Source organism: Rhodococcus sp. NBC_00297 (assembly GCF_036173065.1).
Classification (GTDB): Bacteria; Actinomycetota; Actinomycetes; order Mycobacteriales; family Mycobacteriaceae; genus Rhodococcoides.
Window position 1 is genome coordinate 1,653,203 of the sequence record NZ_CP108041.1, and the last position, 22,847, is coordinate 1,676,049.

Genomic DNA, 22,847 nt, shown 5'->3' on the forward strand with positions numbered 1-22,847 from the left:
CTCAGCGGCGGTCGAGCTCCGCGAGGATGCCCTCGGCGCTGCGCGCGGCGATGTCGCACGCCCGCGCCGTGAACCGGTCGAGCAGCGGATGGGACGCGCGGGAGCGCCAACTGCGGACCGCGTCGAAGGCCGTCTTGCGCTGCAGTTCCACCGAGTCGTCCGGATCGAGCCCCAACCGCGTCGTCGTCTCGGTGCCCTGCGCACCCACCAGTCGAGCGAGCTCCGCCTTCTCCGGCTCGGGCAGCCGCACCTCGCGTGCCCGTAGCTGACCGAGCAGACGCAGTTCCTTGAACCCGTGGACGTCGGCGAGGGTGGATCCCACCTCGTCGATGATGGCGCGCGATCCCGCGGCCGGTGAGGCGCGCAGCACGCGATCGAGAGCGACGAGGGCCGAGTGCGCCTTGAGCTGGTCGGCTCGCTCGCCGAACTGAACGTCGATGATGTGCCGTAGCTCCTCGAGTCCACTGCGCTCGACGAGTTCCCGTGCGAGCGAGGGCGAATCGCGCGTGCCCATGCGGATGAGCGTGACGGCCATCCGGATGCCGAAGAGCCCGAAACGGTCGACGAGTCCGGCGCGCGTCTCCGCATCGACGGGGAGTGGCATGTCCGGGCGGGAGAAGCGGTCGGCCGACAGCATCGCCAGTTGGAGGTCGTCGGGCGGAGCGTCGGCCAACGCGACGAGCGCGCCGAACTCGCTCTGCCGCAACGTCCGTGCCCCGAGGGCGAGCAGGCCGGCGACGGGCACGACGGCCTGGCACAGACCGGTCTTCTCGAGCTCCACCGCGAAGCGGGACGCCACTTCCTTGGCCGACATCATCGCGTCCATGCGACCGGCGCCCACCTCGTCGGCACGCGAGACGACGCCGACCACGCCGAGGGGGCCCGAGTCGCCACCGACCGCGTCGTTGATGCGGGTGAGGAACGACGTGTCGGACGCGCTCAGGGTGCGCAGGAGATAGACCACGGCGTCGGCGCCGGACGCGGAGTCCTCGGGCGTCAACATCGACAACGTCCGCTCGGACACGTCCAGGGACAGCGACGACGTGCCGGGGGTGTCGATGATGGTGTTGCGGGCCAGGGTTCGCGCCGGCCACTCGACGTCGAGGCGGTCCACGCGGTCCGCGGTGAGATCGCCGAAGTCGAACGACAGTCGACCACCCCGACGCAACACCGGGACGCTCATCGAGCGGTCCCCGTCGTACCGGGCCGTCACCGAGGGCGACGTCCCGCGGCGGTACCACGTGACCACGCGGGTGCACTCGGTCGCGTCGGTGGGGGCGATGTCCTGTCCGACGAGCGCGTTGAGGAGCGTCGATTTGCCGGCCTTGAGCGATCCGGCGAGCGCGACGCGCAGCGGCTCGTCGAGCCGGTCCGCGCAGACGCGCAACGCATCCCGGACGTCCGGCTCCCGCACGTACTCCGCCTGCGCCGCCGCGACGAGTTCCCGCGCACGGTCGAGCGTGACACTCACGAGCCGGTACCGATCTGCGTGCGGTCCGCACGAGCCGCCTCGACGACCTTGTCTGCCTCGGCGGCCTCGACGGCCTCGGGGTCGAGCTTCTGCGCGATGCTGCGCAGTGCGGAGATCTTCTTGAGGGTCTGCTCCAGTTCGGCTGTGCGCGCGGCACGCTCGGACGAGGCGCCGGTCGCCGCCTCCTGCGCGGCCCGCAGCGAGTCGCTCACCGAGCGCACCGTCTGATCGGCCATGTCGGTGAAGTGGTCACGGAGCTGGCGCTGGACGAGCCGCAGGCGGTCCTTGGACTCCTTGCCCACCTGGAAGCTGACGTCGTCGGTGAACTTGCGGATGGCGACCTTCGCGTCGGCCCGCCGCTTGAGCACCCGCGCCTCCTTGTCGTCCTTGTAGGCCTTGCTGCCCAACAGGACTCCGGCGCCGAGCGAGATCGGATTGAGCAGGGCCAGTCCCATCATCGTCGTGATGAGTCCGAACATGAGCACGCCACCGTAGGAGCCGCGCATGCCCACGAGCACCTTCGAGGTGATGCCCATCCGGCCGGACTCGAGGTCCCCCAGTGAGGTCACCGGGTCCATGACGCCGTCGACGTTCGCGATGTTCATCGCCGGGATGTGCGCATCGGCCGTCTCGGCGAAGTGCCGAGCGACCGTCTCGGCGAGCCACAGGGACCGCTCGTGCGCCCAGACGAAGTTGTCCCCCACGGCGGAGGCGATCTGGTCCTCGAGCCACTCACCGATGCGCGGCCAGTCCTTGCCCGGGTCTCCCCCGTCGACCGCCTCCTCCGCCTCACGGGTGATGACGCGCAGCCGGTCTCGCAGGTCGTGGTCGATGTCGGCGGCCAGATCGGTGATGCCGTCGTTGAGTGTCTGCTGCCACCGACTGCTGCGCTTCTGCATGTCCTCGGCGTTGGCCCGCGCCTGTTGCAGACCGGCCACCGCCGCGGCGGCGGTCTCCGGATCGCGAAGCGCCGCGAGTTCACTGCCCAGGGCGAGGGCGAGGTGCTCGGACACCGAGCGGACGTCGAGAGCGACGGCCTTGCGGGTGGTGGCGTCGGCACGCTGCACCACACCGCGGAGGAAGTCGTAGAGAGCCGGGAAGCCGGCCTCCTTGTCGAGCGAATCGTCCTTCAGCCGCAGCGCGTGCGAGCGGAGCATCGACGAGATCGGCATCAGCGGAACGTCGATGCCCTGCCGCGCGAGGTGCCCGCGATCGGCCTCGACGATGCGCCGCCAGTGCGGGTACAGGTCGGTCTTGGTCACCAGGCACGCGACCGCCGGGCACAGAGTCACCACCTGGCGCAGGAAGGCCACCTCGGGCTCGGTGAACTCCTGACTCGAATCGGACAGCACCAGAACGGCATCCGCCGACGTGACCAGACCCAGGGTGCTGTTGGCGTGCGGGTTGCCGTGGCCGCCGACGCCGGGGGTGTCGATGACGACGAGCCCGTCCTTCAGCAGCGGGCTGGGCACGGAGATCTCGAGGCGCAGGATCTCGCGACCCTCCGCGCGCGGGTCGGTCGGTGTGACGGCATGGATGTCCGCCATGGGGATGTCGATGCGCACCGGGTCGGCACCGATCTCGCCGACCACCAGCTCCGCCCGCTCGGTCTCCGCGTACGCGACCATCGTGGGCACCGCGGTGGTCTCGTCGTCGCCCACCGAACACACGTCGAGGCCCAGCAGCGAGTTCACGAACTGGCTCTTGCCCTGCTTGAGCGGTCCGACCACGACGATGCGCAGGCGCGGATCGAGCACCCGCTCACGCGCCGCCGTCAACCGGTCGAGAAGGTCGCGGCGACCGGCACCGGACGCCACCTCGCCCATCCGGGACAGGAGCTCGGCCAGCTGCGTCGCCTGCGTCGGCGCGGGGGTCTTCCCGGCGCCGGTCTGCACGGCGGGTGGTGCGTCGTTCTGCATGTGGTCCCGATCTGTCTGCGGTGGCAACGGGTCGAGCGCGTCTGTGAGCATTCACCATCTGCGGCGGTGTGACCCTCACGGTAAGCGCCGACGACCCCGTACGCATAAGCGCGTACGGGGTCGTCGGTGTTACAGAGCGCGGGTGATCAGTTGGCGTCTCCCGCGTCGGCCGCGTTGTCATCGGCCACAGCGCCGGTGTCGAGGCCGTCGTCCGCGGAGCTCAGTCCACCGCCGAGGGTGTTCGACAGGCCGTCGGTCAGGCCACCGGTGAGTCCGCCGCCGAGCCCGGAGACGGTGTCGGTGAGGCCGTCGCCGACTCCGCCGACCGCCGCCGCGGGGCCGTCGAAGGCACCCTCGGCGTCGACGTCCTGCCAGGAGGTGGCCTCGCCGGCGATGTCGCCGCCGAGTCCGCCGTCCGTGGTCACTGCGCCGAGCGCGTCGCCGGTGACGTCGGTGACCGCGCTCAGGCCCAGTCCGTCGGTCGCTCCGGTGACGCCGCCGAGCACGGCGTCGGTGGAGTTCTGGAACTGGCCCACCGCGTCGGCGGTGGCGTCGATGCCGCCGTCGAGTGCCCCGGTGAACTCGGACGTGTTGTCCAGTCCGCCGGTGACCTCGCCGTCGGGCGAGATCTCGAAGCCGCCGAAGACGCCGCCCGCGCCGGTCGCAGCGCCGGTCAGGCCGCCCTGCAGCTCCGAGCCGAGCTCGAGCCCGCCCTGCGTGACGCTGTTCAGGCCCAGCCCGAGGCCGCTGGCGAGGCCGCCGCCCAGGCTCGCCACCGCACCGGTGACCGCGTCGGGATCGGTGACCGCGCCGCCGACACCGGTGAGGGTGCCGTCCAGTCCGCCGGCGACCGCACCCACGGCGCCGAGGCCACCGGTGAGGGTGGTCAGTGCGCTGAGGCTGCCGTCGAGGCCGGTGTTCGCGTCGAGCAGTCCGCTGATCGGCAGACCCTCGGCGTCGAGCGCGCCGCCGGCGGAGACCGCCGTGTCGAGTGCGGCGTCGAGCATCGTGGTGAGGTCACCCGTGGCTCCGAGTGCCGTTCCCAGGGACGCCACCGGATCGCCGCCGCCGGCGATGTCGAGCAGAGCGCCGAAGGCTCCGCCGAGCTCCGCACCCGCCGTGCCGCCGACGCCGAAAGCTGCGGTCAGCGTCGCGGGCAGGTCGCCCAGGGCGCCGGTGTCCACGCCGCCGACGAGGCCGAGCGCCCCGTTGAGCGCAGTGCCGAACTGGCCGACCGGGTCGGTCTCCAGGTCGAGGACACCGCCGACGTTCAGTGCGTCGCCGAGTGCGGCGGAGACGATGCCGCCGAGGTCACCCTCGAGCAGTCCGTTCGCATCCAGATCGGCGAGCACCGTGCCGCCGAGCACCGTGCCCAGTGCGGTTCCCAGTCCTGCTGCGGCTGCGCCGCCCAGTCCCAGTGCCGCGGCCAGGCTGCCCGTGAGGTCCGGCAGCTCCGTGTCGGGCAGGCCGACTCCCGCGACCAGGCCGAGGCCGGTCGAGACAGCGCCGCCGAGCAGGCCGGCGAGGTCTGCGTCCAGATCGAGATCCGGAGCCGCACCGAGCACCGCGCCGAGCGCGGCGTCGAGGTCCAGCCCACCGGCCAGCAGTGCACCGAGCTGGGCCTGCAGATCGGCGGTCAGGGAGCCCCCGAGAGCGGCACCGAGAGTGGCGCCGACCGTGGCGGCGACATCGCCGCCGGCGGCCAGAGCACCGCCGAGTGCAGCGCCGACCGTGGCGGCAAGATCTCCGCCGACCAGGCCGTCGAGATCGAGCGCCCCGCCGAGTCCGAGCGCCGTGTTCAGGGCGCCGGCCAGGGTGGCCGCACCCTCACCGGTGATGCCGAGAGCGGCGGTGACGGCGGCACCCAGATCGGCACCCGCGGTCAGGTCGGTGACGCCGGCGAGGACGCCGCCGAGGGCGAGTCCGAGTTCACCGGCAGCGTCGCCGCCGAGGCCGAGAGCCACGCCGAGGGCGGTGGACAGCTGCGCCGCCACATCGCCGCCGAGCAGTGCCTGCAGGTCACCGGTGAGCAGCCCGCCGGCGCCGAGGGCAGCGCCGAGCGAGCCGGCGAGCGCACCGACGATGTCGGTGTCCAGTGCGCCGGTCAGGCCGCCCAGCAGGTCGGCGTCGAGCAGACCGCCGACGGCTCCGAGCCCGTCCAGATTCGCGAGCCCGTCGAGATCGACCAGCCCGCCGAGTCCGAGTGCGCCGCCGAGGACCGTGCCGAGTGCGGCGTCCAGATCGACGCCGCCGCCCAGCAGACCTGCGAGCTGTGCGCCGAGGTCGCCCGACAGGGCGGTCCCGAGCACGCCGCCGAGGGCGGCGCCCACGTTCGCGGCCAGCGGGCCACCGGCCGACAGTGCTGCGCTCAGCGCGGCTCCGACGGTGGCGGCGACGTCCGCGTCGGCACCGAGGATCGCGGTGAGGTCGAGACCGCCCGCAGCTCCCAGCATCGCCTCGAGTGCGCCCGAGAGCGTGGCGGCGGCATCGCCGGTGACACCGAGTGCACCGGCGAGGACCAGTCCGAGATCGGCGCCGGCCGTGAGGTCGGTGGCCGCACCGACGAGCCCGCCCAGTGCCAGGCCGAGGTCGCCACCCAGTGCGCCGCCGGCGCCCAGGGCGCCGGAGAGTGCGGCGCCCAGGACGGCGGTGAGGTCGCCGCCGAGCAGTGCGGTGAGGTCGACGTCGGTCAGTCCGCCGACGTTCAGTGCGGCGGCGAGCGTGGTGCCGAGCGTGCCGACCAGGCCGGCGGCCGCGTCTGCACCGATGCCGAAGACCCCGTCGAGGTCGAGAGCGCCGCCCAGGACGGCGGTCAGTGCGGTACCGAGATCGGCGCCGCCTGCCAGCAGTCCGGTGAGCTGGGCGCCGAGGTCGGCGCCGAGCACGGCAGCGAGGGTGGTGCCGAGTGTCGCGCCCAGTCCTGCGGCGACGTCGCCACCGGCGGCGAGTGCGCCCGTGAGCGCGGCCGTGATGTCGGCGCCTCCGACCACACCGAGTGCGGCGTCGAGCGCGCCGGCGAGCTGCGCGGTGAGTCCACCGGTCAGGTCGCCGTCGAGGCCGAGGGCCGCGGTGAGCGCCGCTGCGAGGTCGGCGCCGAGGACGCCGTCCAGGTCCAGACCCGCGGTGACCGTGCCGAGCACGTCGCCCAGGGCCAGGCCCACGTTCGCCGCCACGTCGCCGCCGGCCGCGAGAGCCGTCGCGAGTGCGGCGGAGAGCTGCGCGGCGAGGCCGCCGGTCAGCAGGCCCGCGAGATCGGCGTCGAGCAGACCGCCCGCACCGAGCACGGCTGCGAGCGAGGTGCCGAGCGTGGCGACGAGGTCGCCGCCGAGGCCGAGGGCACCGGACGGATCGAGGACACCGCCCAGCAGGGTGGTGAGGCCGGCACCGAGGTCCAGACCACCGGCGAGCAGGCCGACGAGCTCGGCGCCGAGGTCGCCGGACAGGACACCGCCGAGGGCCGCGCCGAGCGTGGCACCGAGGTTGGCTGCCACCGCGCCGCCGGCGGCGAGAGCGCCGGAGAGTGCGGTACCGAGGGTGGCCGCGAGGTCCAGGTCGCCGAGGACGCTGAGGTCGTTCAGCACGTTCAGGTCGCCCAGCACGCCGAGTCCGCCGAGCAGGTCGAGATCGCCGGCCAGGCCGAGGACACCGTCGAGAGCGGCACCGAGCTGAGCAGTGAGGCCCGCTGCGAGTCCACCGGTGAGTCCTGCGCCGACACCGAGTGCGCCGGTGAGGGCTGCGGCGAGGGTGGCACCGAGTCCGGCCACCGCGTCGACGTCGAGACCGCCCGCGACGTCCACGAGTCCGGCGAGCACGCCGCCGAGGGCGAGTCCGAGGTCGCCGCCCAGGTCGCCGCCGACGGCGAGAGCGCCGGCCAGCGCGGCAGCGAGCTGAGCACCGAGATCGGCACCGAGCAGTGCGGTCAGATCGCCACCGAGCAGGCCGCCCGCGCCGAGGAGAGCCTCGAGGGAACCGCCGAGCGTGGCCAGGACACCGGCACCGAGGCCGAGTGCGCCGTCGACGTCGAGCAGGGCACCGAGGTCGGCGAGAGCGCCGATGTCCAGGAGGCCGCCGAGGCCGAGAGCGCCGTCGAGGATGGTGGCCAGTGCCGCACCGAGGTCCAGCTCACCGGCCAGCAGTCCGACCAGCTGAGCACCGAGGTCGGCCCCCAGGACGCCGCCGAGGGCGGCACCGAAGGCCGCGCCGAGCGTGCCGGCGACGGTACCGCCGGCGACCAGCACGCCGCTGAGGGCAGTGGAGAGAGTGGCGCCGAGCGTGGCCGCGATGTCGGCTCCGCCGGCCAGGGCGGCCGCGAGGTCCAGGCCACCGGCCAACTCCAGGACACCGTCGAGCGCGCCTCCGAGCTGCGCACCGATACCGCCGCCGAGGCCGAGCACACCGGCGAGGGTCGCGCCGAGGGTGCCGCCGACGCCGAGAAGAGCGTCGAGGTCGAGTGCGCCGGACAGGCCGGTGACGGCTCCGAGGAGCGCGCCGAGGGAGGCGCCGAACTCACCGGCGACGTCTCCGCCGGCAGCGAGGGCTGCGCCGAGAGCCGCGGAGAGCTCGGTGGTCAGCGTGCCTGCGAGCGCGGCGACGACGTTCGCGTCGAGGATGGTGGTCAGCGTCGCGCCGAGATCACCGGCGACGTCGACGGCAGCGGCGAGTGCACCCGAGAGAGCAGCGGTGATGTCGGTGGTCACACCGAGCGCGCCACCGACGACGACACCGAGCGATCCGGCGACATCGAGTCCGGCGGTGAGGGCGGCGGCCAGATCGGCGCCGAGCGAGCCACCGGCGGTGACCGCTGCGCCGAGCACGCCACCGAGTGCGGCGCCGACGTTCGCGCCGAGCACACCGCCCACCGAGAGTGCGTTGGAGAGAACGCCGGACAGACCGACTACGGCGTCGAGGTCGAGACCGGCGACGGTGCCGAGCACGGCGTCGAGGGCGGCCGTGAGCTGGGCTCCGGCACCCACGCCGAGGCCGAGCGCTGCGGTGAGCGCACCGGCCAGGGTGGCGCTGAGGTCGACCAGCGTGTCGAGGTCGAGGACGCCGCCGAGGGCGAGGAAGGCGTCGAACGCCGCGCCCAGTGCGGCACCGAACTCGGCGGCGAGGTCGCCACCGAGGGAGAGTCCGTTGGCCAGGACGAGGGCGAGGACGGTGGTGAACTGGCCCGCGATGTCGAGGTCGCCCAGGTCGATGAGGCTGAGGTCGAGTCCGCCGAGCAGGTCGATGTCGCCGATCCCGCCGAGGTCCAGCGAGGCCAGGTTCAGGCCGCTGAGGTCGAGCGAGGCCAGGTTCAGGCCGCTCAGATCCAGGTCACCGAGGTTCAGGTTGCCGATGTTGCCGATGCTGCCGATCGCCAGGCCGCCACCGATGAGGGTCGGGCTGAAGGTGAAGCCGCCCAGGTCGAAGCCCCCGAAGTTGTTGTTGCTGAAATTTCCGTTGTTGTTGTTGTTTCCGAAGTTCACCGCGTTGCTGCCGAACGTGGGGCCGCCGACGGCGACGTTGTTGCCGCCGAAGACGGTGCTGTTGTTCACGCTGCCCGCATTCACGCTGGTCGAGTTCACGACGTTGGAGGAGCTGCCCGCGTTCACGATCGAGGCGAGGCGCGATCCGCCGGCGAACAGTCCGGACTCGGCGACCATGGGCGCCACGGCCACGATGTCGGCGTGGCACACGTCGGGCAGGCCGGCAGCGTCCAGCGAGGCCTGGGGGTTCGCGCAGTAGGCGGCGGCGGCCTTGTCGTCGCGAAGAAGGCTGAGGATGAAGTCGAGTACGGCGTTCGTGGCCATCGGGATCTCCTGGGTGTGTGTGAACCGGTGTCGGCAGACGGTGTGTGTGCAGGCGTCGAGGTGGTCGGGCCGACTGTCTCGGCACGTTGAGATCAAAACTAGGTCGACTAGTGAGGTGTCCCAACGGGGCGCAGCCCCCTTCCTGCACCCCGGGGGTCGCCCCGGGGCAGATCGGGGTGACTAGGGGGCATAGGGGATAGGACCGCTCTACTCTTGTGACCTGTAACGAAACGGACCATCGGGACGACAGTGCCGGTGGACAGCTACGGCGTCACGGCGACGTGCCCGACAGCAGGTCTGACACAGCCTTGACGAGCACGAATATCGACGAGCACGGAAACGGAGTCGGCGCCATGGCAACGGATCAGGGACGGTCATCAGGTCTGGGACTGGACGTCGGCTCGAGCACCTCGACGGCGGTCGCCGTGGACGGTCCGGGACACCTCGGTGACGCCGTCACCATCGTGCGGTCCACCGCACTGTCGGTCACGCCCGACCGTGAACCCGCCCTGGCCGCGCCGGGCACCGTCGACACCACGGCCCTGACCGGCTTCGCCGGCCGCGTCGGCGATCCGGTCGCGCTGGTCACCGAGGACGGACGCAGCTACACCGGCGACGAGCTCTACGCGACGACGCTGGACTGCCTCGTCCGGGAGGCACGCACGGCCGGCGCCGACGACGACGCCGCGATCGTGGTGACCTACCCGACGTCGTGGCCCGAGTACACGGTGGATCGGCTTCGCAACGCGGCTGCCCGCCACGGCCTCACCGACGTCACCTTCGTTCCCGACGCTCTCGCCGCGACGGCATGGATGCAGCAGTCGCCGGACGCGGTGGCGGACGGCGTCGTGCTGGTCGCGGACCTGGGTGCGAGCGCCCTGACCGTGTCGGTCGTGCGCACAGGTGCCGATTCGGCGATCCTCGGACGCGGTGCGCGCAGCGAGGACGTCAGCGGCGCCCACATCGACCAGGTCGTGTTGGCGCACGTGCTCGACAACGTCGACTCCTCGTCGCTCGATCCCTTCGATCCCGCGACGGTCGAGGCCCTCACGACCCTGCGCACGCACTGCGCGACGGCCAAGGAAGCACTGTCCTCCGACACCGAGACGGTCGTGCCGGTGCACCTGCCCGGCATCGACACCGACGTGCGACTGGTGCGGTCGGAGATCGAGGAACTACTGCGCGAGACGTTCGACGACGTCACCCGGGTACTCGGCGAGGCGCTGCGCACCGCGGGTGTCGACGGCGACGCGGTGGACCGCGTGCTGCTGGTCGGCGGCGGCGCGTCGATCCCCATGCTCACCGAGACCGTGTCCTCCGCGCTGCGCAAGCCGGTGACCGTCGGCGAACAGCCCGCGGCCACCGCCGCGACCGGAGCCGCACTGCTCGCCGCCGACATCGCTTCGGCCGGCGCAGAACTGAACCGCCCGGGCGCAGCGGCACTTGCTGCCGTCGCCGCCGGTTCCACCGTCGACGACGACGAGACCGACCTGCTCCCTCCGGTCACCGAGCGTCCCGCCTCGGCCCGCACCTCCACGCCCGCACCGGTGTCGCGCTCGGCACACGCCAAGGACGCCCCGTCGCGCGGTAAGCGCACCGCCGTCATCGGCGGCGTCGCCGCTGCCGTGATCCTGCTGGCCGCGGGTGGCCTCTCCGTCGGCACCGGCCTCGTCGGCGGATCGTCGGAGAACACCGGCCCCTCCACCAGCAGCGCGGTGGCCCCGGCCGCCGCGGACGGTTCCGTGAGCGCGACCCCGACCACCGCCGCCGCCGGCGTCGATCCCGTGACGGGGCAGCCGCGCACCACCGGAGCCGCCGGAGCGCCGACCAGCGGCGCCGCAGCAGCACCGGGGGCTGCGGTTCCCGGCGCGACCGCGCCCGGCTCGACCGGATCGGCCGCGGTACCGGGCGCCACCGCGCCGAACGCTGCTGTGCCGAACGCACCGGCGCCGCAGTTCACCGCTCCCGACCTCCCCACTGCGCAGGTACCTCAGGCTCCGGCCCTCCCGGCTCCGTCGTTCCCTTCCAACCCGCTTCCGGGGTCCGGAGTCGTCGGAGGCCTGACCGACGGTGTCGGAACCGTACTCGGGGGTGTAGGCGAGGTCGCGGGAGGTGCTGCCAGCGGCTTGGGGAACACCGTAGGCAGCCTCACGAATCCAATTCTCGGGCGGTGACCTCGCCCGACGAGCGGTCGGCTCTCGACGCTCTGCTGTCCTCGCACGATCACACCGCCCTCGTGGTGGTGACGCTCGCGTCGGTCGGTGTGGCCCCGGATCCGTACCTCGTCGCCGACGTCGCCGACGTCCCGATGCCCGCCGCCGCCGCCGCCGTGGAGCGCGCCCGGGGCTGCGGGGTCCTGTCCGACGAGGGCCTGCTGCCGGACTCCGCGCGCGGTGCCCTGCGCGTGGTGATGGGCGAGCACGGAATGCTCGGCGTGCTGCGTCGCCTGGCACGGGTGCACCTCGACAGTGGCGGTCTCGGTGGTGATCTCGCGGTCTCGCTCGCGGATGCGGGTCTGCGCGATCCGGATCTCGCACAGCACCTGGTCGAATTGGCCTCCGCCGCAGACCGTCTCGCCGCACGACGACTGTGGGACGCGGCCGCCGCGGCGGGCGCGCAGGGCACCGACATCTCCGTGCCCTACGCCGACGCCCTGCTCGCGAGCGGCGATCTCGACACCGCGGCGCTCACAGTGGACGCGGTGCTGTCCGCCGAGGCGCCGTCACCCGACGGAGTACGCGGAGCCGTTCGCGTCGCGTCCACGGTCGCACTGATGCGCGGCACCGCGTCGCACGCCGCCGACCTCTACCGGTGGCTCGGGCCGGACCGCATCGGACCGGATGCGGCGTACGCGGTGACGACGCTTCTCGCCGTGGGGGACGCCGACTGCGCCGCGACGTTCGTCCGCGCGCACGGCGGCCTCCGCCCCGTCCCGCCCACGTCGGCGAACGCCCGCTCGACGCTGGTGGCCCGCGGGCTCCTCGACTCACTGACCGAACCCGCCACTGTGGCAACGGGTTCGCTGCTGCGCGCCGCCTCGATGGCCGACACCGCGGTGGGCGCCCGGGCCGAGCCGGAACATCCCGCGGTGATCGCGGCACTGATCGCTCTGCACACCGGCGACCCCGCCACCGCCCGAGCGGTGCTGACCGAGACCATTGCCGCGGATCCGGGATGCGCGGTGTCCACGCGGTGCCGTCTGCTGCTCGCCTGGTCGGCACTCGTGGCCGGCGACACGGGTGTCGAGCCCACCTCGGGCGTCGACCCGGCCACGCTCCCCCAACGGGACGCCCTGTCCTACTTCGCACTTCGCGTCGCCACCGCCCGCCGACGCGGAGATACCGGCGCCCTCATGTCCGCGTGGCAGGAGGCCCGGCGCACCGTCGCGGAGGCCGAACCCGATCTCTTCTCCCTCATCCCGCTCGGTGAACTGTGGCTCGCCGCAGTGCGCCTCGGGGACACGGCACGCATCGCGCACTCCGTCTCCGCGGCCACCGCACTGGTCGCCTCGCTCGGCGAACCACCGACCTGGGCGGCCACGTGGCACTGGTACGGCGTGCAGGCCGCCATCCTCGGCGGCGCCCCGGCCGACCTGCTCCCCCACGCTCGTGCGCTCGGCTCGTTCGCCGACCGCAGTCCCCACGCCGCAGCACTCGCCTCCGCCGGCAAAGCATGGCTCCGCGTCCTGCAGGGCGAGCCCGACGTCGCCGAGGTCGAGACGTCCGCTCGCACCCTGGAGAAGTTCGGGCACGCCTGGGACGCGGCGCGGCTCGCCAGTGACGCCGCCCTGCGTGTCGCCGACACCCGCGACGCCACCGCCCTGCTGCAGATCGCCCGCGACATCGGTGCCGTCGCGGCGACGGCCGAGCCCACCGAGCCCGGTTCCGCGTCGCTGGGGGCGCTGACCGAGCGCGAGGCGGAGGTGGCGCATCATCTCGTACTGGGCCTGACGTACCGCGAGATCGGCGCCCAGATGTACATCTCGGCCAAGACGGTCGAGCACCACGTCGCACGGATCCGTCGACGTCTGGGAGCGCAGTCGCGCTCGCAGATGCTGTCGATGCTCCGCGCGGCCGGCTACGCAGAGGACAAGGAACGACGGGTACACGCATGAACACCGGGCACGACGCCGCACCGATCACCCGAGCCACCGGGATCCACATCACCGATCTGACGTCGACGGCCGTCGTGGTGTCGACGACCTCGGGTGAACTGGTCCGCGTGCCGGTGACGGCCGAGACGGTCCTCTACCTCCTGCCCGACGGCACGACGACACTGCACCGACCCGACGCGCTGACGGCGGACATCGACGTCGTCGATCGCTTCATGGCTCGCGTCGGTGACCCGTCCGGCGTGGTCTCGTCCCGCGGTGTGCCCATGCGCGCCGAGGACCTCGTCGCGACCATGATGTTTTTGCTACTCAGCGAGACCGTCGACGCCGGCGAGGACGTCCGCGCCCTCACCGCCGGCGCTGCCCATCCCGCCGACTGGTCACCCGAGCGCATCGCCGCGCTGCGGGACGCGCTCGACTTCGTCGGACTCACCGCGCTGACGCTGCATCCCGAGTCGGCCGATCCCCACGCCACCCTCGGCGCGTCCGAGGAACGGCTGGCCGCCGCCGCGGCCGCCGCACGTGCCGCCGCCGGGCTCGCGCCGACGACGGGGGCACCGCTGCTCGCGACCGCTGCCGCCTCGACAGCCACCGACAGCGGTGCATCGAGGTCGACACCGCGCGGCCCCCTCGCCCTCCTCGTGGCGGCCGCAGTCGCGACCATGCTGATCGTGGGCGGCGGTATCGCCTACCTCGCGTCCGATCGGACGGTCAGCACCGCGGTTCCGGCCGTCGAGGACGCCGCCGGTGTCACCGCGCGGCCGACGACGACTCGTCCCGCCCCGTCCACCAGCATCGGCTTCCCGACCGTCGTCCCCGGCGCACCCGCGCCCGTCGAGGCCACACGTGCACCTGCTCGGATCTCCACGACGGTGCCCCCGCGCGCACCGGACCCCGAGCCGGCACCCGCGCCCGCTCCTGCCCCGGCGCCGGCACCCGAACCGGCACCTGAGCCCGTGCCCAGCGACCCGCCCGTCGTCGAGGAGCCAGTCGACCCCGCGGAGGGAACGGACCCGGACCCCGGCGTTCCGGATACTCCGGACACTCCTGCCGAGCCCGAGTCACCCGCGCCGTCACCCGGCACCACGCCGGTCGGCTAGATCCCCCCTGTGCTGGGGCGGAGCTCAACCGGTACCCCATGACCGTGACGACCGGTACGGTGATCGGACGGGTGCTCGCGGTCGACGTGGCACCGTGTCCGCAACTCGCCGAGGGGGTCGAGTCCGAATGAGCGCGCGCAGCCAGGGGTTCGACGGCCCCCGGGTCGACAAGACGATCCACCTCGTCATGGCGTTGACCGACGCCGAGACGGCCGTGTCGGTCGACATCGACGGTGGTACCGAGCTGTTCGAGTGCCCGACGGCGGTGGGCCTGGACTCCGACGGACGCGTCCGCCTCGACGACTCCGACCAGGGAGTTCGCGGATTTCTGTACGCGGTGGGAGACCCCCGCGGACTCGGTCTGGCCGACGGCCGCGTGGTGCGCGCCGAGGACCTCGTCGCCGGATTCGTCCACGCTCTGACGGGCATGCTGTCGGAGCTCTACTCTCTGCCCGCCGACGCGCGATGCATGCTGCTCCACCCTGCAGGACTGTCCGCCGACTCGATCGCCGCACTACGGGACGCCCTCGACTACGTCGGTCTGCAGGACTGCTCGCTGGCTCCCGCGATGTCGGAGAACCCGGCGGTGGCCGTGCGCGCCGCACCCTCGCATCGGTCGTCGCCGGCCACTTCGGCGGCCTCGGACAAGGCATTTGCGGCGATGGTGTCGGACTCGGCCACCGGCAGGACGCGCCGCAGTCGGGCTCACAGGAGAACACCCACGCGCGCAGCCGTCTCGGTCGCCGCGGTGGCGCTCGCGTTCCTCGCCGTCGGCGGCGCCGTGGGCACCCACGACCTCGACTCCAGCTCGGTCGCGCCCCTGAACTCGCAGCAGGCCATCACGCCCGCCGCTCCCGTCGTGACGTCGTCGTTGGACAGCACCACGACGTCCGCCGCGCCGCTGCCCGTCCAGGAGCAGGCACCGGTTCCGGTGCAGGAGGCCCCGGCTCCGGAGATCGACACGCCCGACCCCGTCGTGCCGCCCGCACCGCCTGCCGCCGCGGTGGAACCGAGCACCGGTCTCGGGCTCCCGACGGACCGGTTCCCGTTCGCGCCACCGGACATCGACTTTCCCGACTTCCCGTCGTTCCCCGAGGTGACCGTGCCGACGCCGCCGACCGTGGCGAGTAGTACACCCGCACCCACGACCACGTCGACTGTTCCCACGACGACCTCCACGGCGCCGTCCGTCGCGATTCCACGGCTCGGCCCGATGCTGTCTGTGAACCGTCCCTGACGCTCGTCGGGCGCCGGAAACGCTCAGGATGATGCCCTATGCTCGTGCGCTGGCATCGGTACCTCTGCAAACCATGTGCGGACCCGACGGGCCACGGACTGTCACCACTGCGAAGGGAACTTCTTGCGTAACTCGGCGGCCACAGCGGCCACGGGCCAGAGTCACTCCGAGTCGAGCGGCGCATCTCGCAGCGCACGGGTGATGGGGGTGGTGGGCGCGTCGCTGCTGACGCTGAGCCTCGGCACCGCCACTGCCGGCGCAGCACCCGCGTCGGCGGCTCCCGAGCAGCTGTCCGCGGATCGCCTCCCGTCCGAGTTGGTCGACGCCGTGCAGCGCGATCTGAACATGTCGCCGCAGGAGTACCTCGACCGCGCTGCCGAGGCGCAGAAGCTTCGTACCTACGCCGACGACTTCCGTCAGCAGCGCCCGGCGGACTTCGCGGGTGCCTGGATCGGCGACGACGGCGTTCCCGTCGTCGCGGTCACCACCTCGGAGGCCGCGAGCCAGGTGGCGCAGGACGGCTACCGCAGCCGCCAGTCGCCCGTGTCGGCGGACACGCTCGAGCAGTCCCTCGACGACTTCGGTCGCTGGGTGTCGGGTCTGCCCCGCGAGGTCTCGTCACAGATCAATTCAGCGGCTGTCGACGTGCTCGGCGGACGGGTGATCGTCGACATCGCCAACAGTCCGATCGGGCGCGCACTGAATCTGCCGACCGCCATCGCCAACCTCCAGGTGCAGCTGTCCCCACCCGCTCCCGGTCCGACGCCTCCGCCTGCCGTGATGGGCGGCGACGACTACGTGACGTCCGCCGGCGACATCACCACCGCGCCGCTCGAGGACATCGAGATCTGCTCGTTCGGGTTCAGCGCCACCGACGGGGCCGGCACGCCGGTCAATCTGTCTGCGGGACACTGTGATCCGGGCAACTCCGCCTCGGTGTACCTGCCGAATCGCGACGACATCCGCGCCAGTACTCCCGTCGGCGATTTCACCGCGTCGAGTGTCGGCGGCGGCGACGGACTCGACTACTCCGTCATCGCGCTGAACGACGCCGGCGTGGCCGCGGGGCTCGACCAGCCCACCGTGCGGGGAGCCAACGGCACCGCCCTCACGATCACCGGAACGGCCTCGCCCGTCATCGGTGCCCCGGTGTGCAAGTCCGGTCAGGCGTCGTCCTTCACGTGTGGTCTCGTCGCTGCGGACCGCGTCGAGACGCAGCTCTTCCTGGGTGACGGCGACAGCCGCACGGTGCGTGGATTCGCCAGTACCGCCTGCACTCTCGCGGGTGACAGCGGCGGCGCCATCGTCACAGGGACACTCGCACTGGGCATCACCAGCGGATCCAACAGCGGCGCTGCTCCGAGCTGCGGCGAGGCCAACCTGGCGCTGGCTCAGTACGGCGGAACCGCCAGCCTGGGCATCCCCGTCGACGCCGTCACCGCGGCCACCGGAACGACCGTCCGCACGTCGTGAGATAGCACAACGTTCGGTCTCCTTGGTGCGGTAATGTCACGTGTCGAGGCGAGGCGCCTCAGCGCCTCGGTGGGCGCGTAGACACGGAAGGCCCGATATGGATTTGCTCAGGCTCGCTTTCACCGTCTTCGGATACATCGTCGGAATCATCTCCAACGCCGGTGTTCTGAGCTGACCGACTGCGCAGTGATCGCGGCCCGTCGTCTTCGGACGGCGGGCTGTCGCCATTTCTGAAGGGAACCAATATGACACGGGCACATCACTTTTCGGATTCCGTCACGTAACGCACTCTGATCACAGTGGTATCGTGGGACACGCGCAGTCCACTCCGTCACCAGCGTCGGTGACGTCCGAGTGTCGACCGTTCCGTTCATCCCACGAGGAGGTGTACCGCTGTGCTGCGCTGCGTTCGATACCCGATGACCTTCGGCCGTTCCCCGAAGGAGGTATCGCTGTGACCGACATCGCCGATTCGTCACTCCCCCGCGAGACTCGGTCCCCCGCCGCGATCTACACCGCGGCAAAGATGTCGTCTGCTCGGGCGGCCCTGAGTTCCGTTGCCCACGATCCCCGACTCGCCGACGCTTCCGTGCTGTTGGGTGCGCTGTCGGTGGTGGCGTTCTGGAGCTTCGGCTTCGGCGTTCTGCTGGGCATCGCCGCGCTCGTCGCCGGCGTCCTGGCCACCCGCGTTCCCGATGCCGATCGCGCAGACACCGTCATCGGACTGCTCACCGGAGCCGTCGGTGTGATCGCGGGTGGCATCTTCCTCGCCGCCGCCGTTCCCTGGCTCTGAACCACTCCGCCTGGAACGAAAGAAGGCCGCCACCCGATGGGTGGCGGCCTTCTTTCGTGTCGTGAGTCCTACTGAGCGAACTTCGAGGTTCCCGGAGCCGCGTTGTACGTGTTGAGCAGATCGATGCCGGCGACGACCAGGGTCGGTCCACCCGCAGTGATCGTGCCGATGACGCCACCCAGTCCGGCACCTACTACTGCCCCGCCCAGGCAGGTCGCGAGAGCAACCGGGATCGCGAGCGCGATCGGAGCCCCGCCGATGATGCAACCAATACCTGCACCGGTGATGGTGCCGGTCAGTCCGCCGATGGAGGTGGCGAGACCGAGCTGCGAGGCGAAGGACTGCTCGGCAGCGGTGTTCTCGGCGGGCGATGCCACCGTGTTCTCGAGCGCGTTCGGGGCGAGGCCCATCGGTGCTGCGAGGTTCGGGATGAGCTTCACGGTGCGGCCCTCGTCGGTGTACTCGACACCGTAGGGGAACTCGACGCCGTTGAGGTTGAACGACAGCGGAAGGCTCAGGATCGTGTTGCCCTCCTCGTCCACCAGGTCGACGGTCTTGCCGTCGTCGGACGCACGGAACATACCGGCGTCGACGGTGGTGACGACGCCACCAGCCTCGACGCGCGATGCCCAGTTCAGCTCGGAGTTCTCCGCGGGAGCACTCTCGGTGGTCGTCGCGGAGGGGGTGGTGGTGGCCGGCTGCGCGTACGCAGTACCGGTGGCCACGCCCAGGGAGGCGATCGCGATCGCAGAGGTTGCGACGAGTCGACGCAGTTTCATCTAGATGTTCCGTTCGTTCAGGTTCGTGGTGTCGGACCCCGACACGAGCACTGTAGCGGTTGACAGGGACACAACCGAATATCAGGTCCGTTTCCAGTGCTCGATCCGGGAATTGTCCGTGTGAACAGCCACGATGTGACCTCATTCACGGACGAGGTGGCTCGTGAAGGGTAACAAAATGGTCGCGATGAGGGGCGACTTCCTCGGCGGCCCGAAGTTACCCACGAGGCAAGTTAGGAATACCTGTGCGGGAGGCCTGTCGCTGTGCCGTAATACGGTAGGGCTCATCGCGTGTGCGGGACGGACCAGCCCTCCGTCCGACCTGCGGTGATGTCGACCGAAATGCTAAGTTACCGATCGGTAGAACCCTTGTGGTTACCGGCTGGTAACTTCGAGTGGGACAGATGCATCCGGGCTGACCGTCGGACCGCCCCCTGTGGCCGGCCGGAAGCGTAGGGCGACGGAATGGCCGTCGCCGAAGAAAGGCAGCGTCATGAATGCCCTGACGATCACCCTCGGCACCGTCGGTGCCCTGCTCAGCATCGTGTGTTGGGCCTACTTCTTCCGCGGTGCCGCGATGATGGTGCGATCCATCGCGCTGGGACAGCCGGACAGGACACGTCTGCGACCGTTCGTTCCGCGGTTCAAGCAGATGTGCATCGAGTTCGCTGCGCACACCCGGATGAACAAGTTCCGCTCCGTCGGCTGGGCGCACTGGTTGGTGATGGTCGGCTTCATGCTCGGCGCCATCCTGTGGTTCGAGGCCTACGGGCAGACGTTCAATCCCGAGTTCCACTGGCCACTCATCGGTGACCTCGCGATCTACCACCTCATGGACGAGATCCTGGGCCTGGGCACCGTCATCGGCATCGTGACGCTGATGATCATCCGGCAGCGGAACCACCCTCGCTCCCCCGAGCGCCTCTCCCGCTTCTCCGGCTCCAACTTCCGTGCCGCCTACTTCGTCGAGTTCGTGGTGCTGCTCGAGGGCCTCGGCATGATCTTCGTGAAGGCCGGCAAGATCGCCACCTACGGACACGCCAACCCGTGGACCGACTTCTTCACCATGAACCTGGCCAAGCTGCTCCCCGCGAGCGCGGTCCTGGTCTCGATCTTCGCCTTCGTCAAGCTCATGTCCGGCATGGTCTGGCTGCTGATCGTCGGCCGCAACATCACGTGGGGTGTCGCATGGCACCGGTTCAGCGCGTTCTTCAACATCTACTTCAAGCGTGAGGACGACGGCGGAGTCGCGCTCGGCGCGGCCAAGCCGATGATGTCCGGCGGCAAGGTCCTCGAGATGGAGGAGGCCGACCCCGACGTCGACGCGTTCGGTGCCGGCAAGATCGAGGACTTCACCTGGAAGGGCTGGCTCGACTTCACCACGTGCACCGAGTGCGGCCGCTGCCAGTCGCAGTGCCCGGCGTGGAACACGGGGAAGCCGCTCTCACCCAAGCTGCTCATCACCTCGCTCCGCGACCACGGCAACGCCAAGGCGCCGTACCTGCTCGCCGGCGGCCGCAAGGACATGGCGGGCGACGAGGTCGGCCTGGTCGACGCGGACGGCAAGCCGGACGAGGCCAAGCTCGCGAAGATCCCGCAGGCCGCCCGTGACGAGGCCGAGCGCCCGCTGGTCGGCGAGACCACTCTCGACGGCGGTCTCGGCGGAATCATCGATCCCGAGGTGCTGTGGAGCTGCACCAACTGCGGCGCCTGCGTTGAGCAGTGCCCCGTCGACATCGAGCACGTCGACCACATTCTCGACATGCGTCGCTACCAGGTGCTCATCGAGTCGGAGTTCCCCTCCGAACTGGCCGGCCTGTTCAAGAACCTGGAGAACAAGGGCAACCCCTGGGGCCAGAACGCCAAGGACCGCACCAACTGGATCTCGGAGCTCGACTTCGACGTGCCGGTCTTCGGCCAGGACGCCGACAGCTTCGAGGACTTCGAGTACCTCTTCTGGGTCGGCTGCGCCGGCGCCTACGAGGACCGCGCGAAGAAGACCACCAAGGCCGTCGCGGAACTGCTCGCCACCGCCGGCGTGAAGTTCATGGTGCTCGGCGCCGAGGAGACCTGCACCGGTGACTCCGCTCGCCGCGCGGGCAACGAGTTCCTGTTCCAGCAGCTCGCGATGCAGAACATCGAGACCCTGAACTCCGTGTTCGAGGGTGTCGACGAGAGCCGTCGCAAGATCGTCGTCACGTGCGCGCACTGCTTCAACGCACTCGGCAACGAGTACCCGCAGGTGGGCGGCAAGTACGAGGTCGTGCACCACACCCAGCTGCTCAACCGCCTCGTGCGGGCCAAGAAGCTGGTGCCGGTGGCGTCGGTGCAAGAGGACGTCACGTACCACGACCCGTGCTTCCTGGGACGCCACAACAAGGTGTACGACGCACCCCGCGAGCTGATGGCGGCGTCGGGCTCCACACTCAAGGAGATGCCGCGTCACGGCGAGCGCTCCATGTGCTGCGGCGCCGGTGGTGCTCGCATGTGGATGGAAGAGAAGATCGGCAAGCGGATCAACATCGACCGCGTCGACGAAGCGCTAGACACCCTGGGTGGCAGCACCACCGCGACGCAGAAGATCGCGACCGGCTGCCCCTTCTGCCGCGTCATGCTCAACGACGGTGTCACCGCACGCCAGGAGGCCGGCGGCAACGACAACGTCGAGGTCATCGACGTCTCGCAGATGCTGCTCAGCTCGATCACGCGCCTGGACTCCGCACAGCTCGGCGAGAACATCAAGGTGGTACCGCGGGCCAAGCCCGTGGTCGTCCCTGCCGAGGAGCCCGTCGACACCCCCAAGGCCGAGTCCGTCGCCACCGAGGACGTCGCCGCCGAGGAGGAGAAGGGTCGCGTCGAGGAGATCGAGACGGCTGCTGCGGGTGGCGATCCCGCTGCCCCCGCGCCCGGCAAGGGTCTGAAGATGAAGGGCCTGGCCAAGGCTCCGGGCGCCAAGGCACCCGGCGCGAAGGCTCCGGCCAAGACCGCCGAGTCGCCCAACGCCGACGGTGACGACGCAGCCGACGCGTCCAAGCCGAAGGGCCTCGGCATGGCCGGCAAGGCGAAGGCACCGGGCGGCAAGGGGCTGCAGCTCAAGGGTCGTCCTCCGGGCGCGAAGGCACCGGGATCTGCCGCAGCTGCTCCGGCCGAGAAGACGGAACCGACCGACGCTCCCACCGAGACGGCCAGTGAGGCATCCGAGTCGTTGCCGACGGTCAAGCCCAAGGGTCTCGCCGTGAAGTCCGGGTTCAAGAAGCCCGGCGCCACGGCACCGGGGTCGGCGGCTCCTGCTTCCGAGGCTCCCGCTTCCGAGGCTCCCGCTTCCGAGGCTTCCGCCGAAGCACCGTCCGAGGCTTCTGCCGATGCACCGGCACAGGCGTCGGAGTCGATGCCGACCGTCAAGGCCAAGGGTCTCGCCGTGAAGTCCGGGTTCAAGAAGCCCGGCGTCAAGGCACCGGGTTCCGCAGCAGCACCGGCGGCTGAGGCACCGGCCGAGGCATCTGCTCCCGCACCGGCGGCCGAGGCACCGGCAGAGGCTTCTGCTGCGGCACCGGCACAGGCGACCGAGTCGATGCCGACCGTCAAGGCCAAGGGTCTCGCCGTGAAGTCCGGGTTCAAGAAGCCGGGCGCCAAGGCACCGAGTTCCGCGGCACCCGCCGCAGCGCCCGAGCCGGAGGCACCTGCCGAGTCGGAGGCACCGGAGTCGTCGGAACCCGCAGAGCAGGCAACCGAGGAGACGGCCGCTCCTACGGCGGAGTCGAACGGTGCCGCCGAGTCGAACGGTGCCGCGGAACCCGCAGACACCCCGGCGCCGCCGCAGCCGAAAGCCGGTGGGCTCGGGTTCAAGTCGGGAGCGAAGGCGCCGGGCAAGAGGTCCTGACCGAACACCCTCTGCACCAACCGAGCACCCCCTTCAGCACGCTGGAGGGGGTGCTCGCTTTATGACAGGGGTGTGTACACACCCTGGCGCTGGCCAACGCGTGCGGCGACCAGCAACCAGCGACCAAGCCTCCTTACCGAACACCTCCTGCACCAACCGAACACCGCCTCCAGCACTCCGCAGCAGGTGTTCGCCTGACGTAGGCCGTGTGCGCTCGCTCATCCACAGGGTGCGCGCTGTCCACAGCGAGCGCACGGGCACCGATCGGAGACGCCAACGTCGGCAACGATCG

Annotated in this window: 11 protein-coding genes; 7 read left to right on the forward strand and 4 right to left on the reverse strand. The window is 71.1% G+C overall.

The window, feature by feature from the left end; all coding sequences use genetic code 11:
• Window position 1: 1 nt before the first annotated feature.
• The 3 genes from OG947_RS07890 to OG947_RS07900 all read right to left on the reverse strand — a co-directional run bounded on the left by OG947_RS07890 (window position 2) and on the right by OG947_RS07900 (window position 9,182).
• Window positions 2-1,471 (reverse strand): dynamin family protein, encoded by a 1,470-nt coding sequence (locus tag OG947_RS07890; RefSeq protein WP_328813607.1) that lies wholly within the window; start codon window positions 1,469-1,471, stop codon window positions 2-4.
• Complete coding sequence (locus OG947_RS07895) at window positions 1,468-3,390, reverse strand: dynamin family protein (protein ID WP_442973102.1); 1,923 nt, start codon at window positions 3,388-3,390, stop codon at window positions 1,468-1,470. The genes OG947_RS07890 and OG947_RS07895 overlap by 4 nt, the downstream gene beginning before the upstream one ends.
• Before the next feature lie 146 nt (window positions 3,391-3,536).
• Window positions 3,537-9,182, reverse strand: coding sequence for an IniB N-terminal domain-containing protein (locus OG947_RS07900; protein WP_328813609.1), 5,646 nt, complete (start codon window positions 9,180-9,182; stop codon window positions 3,537-3,539).
• Window positions 9,183-9,490: 308 nt separating this feature from the next.
• Here OG947_RS07900 and OG947_RS07905 point away from each other — a divergent pair, with 308 nt between their 5' ends.
• The 6 genes from OG947_RS07905 to OG947_RS07930 all read left to right on the forward strand — a co-directional run bounded on the left by OG947_RS07905 (window position 9,491) and on the right by OG947_RS07930 (window position 17,896).
• Window positions 9,491-11,356 carry an Hsp70 family protein gene (locus OG947_RS07905; RefSeq protein WP_328813611.1) on the forward strand — a complete coding sequence of 622 codons (1,866 nt, stop codon included), beginning with the start codon at window positions 9,491-9,493 and terminating at the stop codon, window positions 11,354-11,356.
• On the forward strand, window positions 11,353-13,296 hold the full coding sequence (locus OG947_RS07910) for a LuxR C-terminal-related transcriptional regulator (RefSeq protein ID WP_328813612.1): 1,944 nt from the start codon (window positions 11,353-11,355) through the stop codon (window positions 13,294-13,296). Before OG947_RS07905 ends, OG947_RS07910 begins: the two co-directional genes overlap by 4 nt.
• Entirely contained in the window at window positions 13,293-14,393 is a 1,101-nt protein-coding gene (locus OG947_RS07915) for a hypothetical protein (RefSeq protein WP_328813613.1), read from the forward strand. The genes OG947_RS07910 and OG947_RS07915 overlap by 4 nt, the downstream gene beginning before the upstream one ends.
• A 127-nt stretch (window positions 14,394-14,520) precedes the next feature.
• Window positions 14,521-15,630 (forward strand): hypothetical protein, encoded by a 1,110-nt coding sequence (locus tag OG947_RS07920; RefSeq protein ID WP_328813614.1) that lies wholly within the window; start codon window positions 14,521-14,523, stop codon window positions 15,628-15,630.
• Window positions 15,631-15,831: 201 nt separating this feature from the next.
• Entirely contained in the window at window positions 15,832-17,103 is a 1,272-nt protein-coding gene (locus OG947_RS07925; RefSeq protein ID WP_328813992.1) for a S1 family peptidase, read from the forward strand.
• Window positions 17,104-17,557: 454 nt separating this feature from the next.
• Window positions 17,558-17,896: a hypothetical protein gene (locus OG947_RS07930; RefSeq protein ID WP_328813615.1), complete on the forward strand. Its 339-nt coding sequence runs from the start codon at window positions 17,558-17,560 to the stop codon at window positions 17,894-17,896.
• Between the two features lie 68 nt (window positions 17,897-17,964).
• Here OG947_RS07930 and OG947_RS07935 read toward each other — a convergent pair whose 3' ends face one another.
• Window positions 17,965-18,675, reverse strand: coding sequence for an ammonium transporter (locus OG947_RS07935; protein ID WP_328813616.1), 711 nt, complete (start codon window positions 18,673-18,675; stop codon window positions 17,965-17,967).
• Window positions 18,676-19,168: 493 nt separating this feature from the next.
• Here OG947_RS07935 and OG947_RS07940 point away from each other — a divergent pair, with 493 nt between their 5' ends.
• Entirely contained in the window at window positions 19,169-22,555 is a 3,387-nt protein-coding gene (locus tag OG947_RS07940; protein ID WP_328813617.1) for a (Fe-S)-binding protein, read from the forward strand.
• Window positions 22,556-22,847: the final 292 nt, after the last annotated feature.